The sequence below is a fragment of the Leptolyngbya sp. FACHB-36 genome, from assembly GCF_014695955.1.
Lineage (GTDB): Bacteria > Cyanobacteriota > Cyanobacteriia > Leptolyngbyales > Leptolyngbyaceae > FACHB-36.
On record NZ_JACJPG010000104.1, the window covers coordinates 1 to 2,698 of the forward strand.

4 protein-coding genes are annotated in these 2,698 nt (G+C 51.4%); all 4 read right to left on the reverse strand.

Annotated elements, in window-relative coordinates; all coding sequences use genetic code 11:
• Positions 1 to 103 precede the first annotated feature (103 nt).
• Complete coding sequence (locus H6F43_RS01410) at positions 104 to 307, reverse strand: phycobilisome linker polypeptide (RefSeq protein WP_190340237.1); 204 nt, start codon at positions 305 to 307, stop codon at positions 104 to 106.
• 345 nt (positions 308 to 652) lie between these two features.
• Positions 653 to 1,138, reverse strand: coding sequence for an allophycocyanin subunit beta (gene apcB / locus H6F43_RS01415; protein WP_190340238.1), 486 nt, complete (start codon positions 1,136 to 1,138; stop codon positions 653 to 655).
• Positions 1,139 to 1,203: 65 nt separating this feature from the next.
• Positions 1,204 to 1,692: an allophycocyanin subunit alpha gene (gene apcA, locus H6F43_RS01420; protein ID WP_190340239.1), complete on the reverse strand. Its 489-nt coding sequence runs from the start codon at positions 1,690 to 1,692 to the stop codon at positions 1,204 to 1,206.
• Between the two features lie 300 nt (positions 1,693 to 1,992).
• The coding region (locus H6F43_RS01425; RefSeq protein ID WP_190340240.1) for an MBL fold metallo-hydrolase at positions 1,993 to 2,698 on the reverse strand (706 nt) is incomplete at its 5' end.

A 2,698-nucleotide genomic window follows, 5' to 3' on the forward strand; every position in this document is an offset into this window, starting at 1 on the left:
GGGATAGAATGCAAACGTCACAGGCAACTCTTAAAACAAAAAAAAGAGGTCAAACTGACCTCTCCATGAATGCAAGTTAACAGAATTCAGTACAGCCAGTGGGTTACAGCAAGCCAGTGTTCAAACCGGGTTTGCCCGTAGACAGTTCTACCTTGACAATCTTGCCGCCCATCTTTTGAATCCGCTGCTGCTCCCGGAACCAGTTCTCGTAGGGAACGAGCTTCGTGAAGAAGGTATTTTGAAGCTCACGCTGAGTCCGGATGCGGGTTTGGCTCGGCACGCAAGCCGTAATCTTAAACATGCGCATGGGGGTTCTCCTGGATGGGGTGAGGAAATTTTGGATCTGAACAGCGTCAGTAAGGGTTGAATTGATGAAAGGCTCTTAGAGATTTTTAGGAATTAGCTATTAGCACTTAGCTTCGCTTAAACCGCGCTCGGATTCATTCACTGCGGAACTAAATCACTAAATGACTAATGACTTTCTCAAACGCCTCAGAAGCAAGGTCGGAAGCCAAGAGCCAGTACTAGATCATCAAAACAAATCTGCTGAACGAGATAAGTCTTCGACAAGCTAGCAGTCACTCCAAGCTTCCGAACCTCACAGGACGCTATCTAGCTAATAGCCGTTAGCCTAATAGCCGTTAGCGTTTAGTTAACTCAAGCCAGAGGAGATGTAGTCGAGGTAAACGCCCAATTCCTTACCAGCCTCAGAACCAACTAGGCCAGCCGCGACTTCTTTGATAGCTTGAATCGCTTGCACGGTTGCCGAAATGGGTACACCCAGCGAGTTGTAGGTTTCTTTCAGTCCGTTGAGCACGCGCTCATCCAGAATGGAAGGATCGCCAGCCAGCATCGCGTAAGTGGAGTAGCGGAGGTAGTAGTCGAGGTCGCGGATGCAAGCAGCATAGCGACGGGTGGTGTACATGTTGCCACCGGGACGGGTGATATCAGAGTATAGCAGCGACTTTGCGACAGCTTCTTTGATGATGGCACTTGCGTTAGCGCTCACGGTGGTGGCTGCACGCACGCGCAGTTCACCTGTGCTGAAGTATGCCTTGAGTTTTTCGAGCGCGGAGGTATCCAGGTATTTGCCCTGAACGTCAGACGAATTGATGACGGAGGTAATTGCGTCTTGCATGATTGAGATTCCTTAAATCACGTAATCTTACGAAATGCTTGAATGCAGACAGTGAGGAAAGACCCTTACTGACCCATTGCCCCAACGATGTAGTCGAAGTAAGCACCCGCTTCAGAGGCGTCTTCAGCCGACATCAAGGAAGCGGCTGCGTTCTTCAGCGCCCGAACGCCTTCAACCACACCCGAAATCGGTGTGCCCAAGGAGGTGTACATTTCGCGCACGCCGACGATACCGATTTCTTCGATCGGGGTCACGTCGCCAGCGACCACTCCGTAGGTCACGAGACGCAGGTAGTAGTCAAGGTCGCGCAGGCAGGTGGCGGTCATTTCTTCGCCGTAAGCGTTTCCACCAGGAGAAACCACGTCGGGGCGCTTTTGGAACAGTTGATCGCCAGCTTGCTTGACGATGCGCTCACGAGAATCGGTCAGAGTTTGAGCGATCCGCAGGCGCTTTTCACCCGTGGTGACAAAGCTCTTGATCCGATCGAGTTCGCCGGGGCTGAGGTAGCGAGCTTCAGCGTCTGCATTCACGATTGACTTCGTGACAATACTCATTGATGGATTCCTCCAGGAAAATGTAACCGATTGTGTTTAAAAAATGGGAGTCCCCAATAAGGCTTCTAAGTCTGCCGCTACAGTCGCTTCAGCACTACCGTGAGCAATACTGAAACAGACTCATACTGAAAGCCAGTTTCGAGAGCAATCTGTCTCTAGCCGTCAGAGGGTGCAGGAGCTTTGGACTCAGTTACCTTCCGCAAATATTCTGCGGCATTGCGCTCCCCCTCCAGAGGGATACGTAATAGTTTGTAATATTTGTCCTCAGATTGTGAGGCAGATGGGGTGGAGTGAAAACCCCTACTTAACTTGCTGCATCCAGTCTAGACACTGCTGCATTGAGCGATGCATTGTTTCACGATCGGCATGGTACCGTCGCCCGTGTCCTGGCAGCACCCACTCAAACGAATAGTCCGCTAGGCGACGCATTGACTTGAGTAGCTCGGTCCAAGAATACCAGCAGACGGAGCGGAAGGCGATCAGGTGTTGCTGGTCATCTGACCACGCTAGGTGATCGCCAGTAAACAAAAATTTCTGATTGTAGAGTAAAACAGTATGTCCGCGCGTGTGTCCAGGAACGGGCAGAATCAGCAGATCTGCGGCGAGCTGAACGGGATCGAGTCCAGAAAGCTGAATTTCTACGTCGCGCGTTCCAGAGCCAATCTCGTCACGGTGAAGGATGCGATCGCAGCCGAAGTGCTGATGAAACTTGGCATGATCGGCAACGTCATCGCGGTGGGTGAGGTACAAGTAGCGAATTCCACCCATTTCTTCCAGTTGCTTCACAAGTGGCGGTGTGAAGCGAGGCGAATCCACTAGCACATTTCCTTCCGGTCGTTGGATAAAGTAGCTAGCGGCACCGTAGGAATTTTCGGCATGGAAGCCGCAGTGATAAACGTTTTCGGCAACAAGAATTGGAAAGCTCTCTTGGGCATCCTTGATGTCAGTCGGTTTTTCAACGGTGCCGATCGACGCCGTAGGACACGACAGTAGCGCTTGTAGTGCT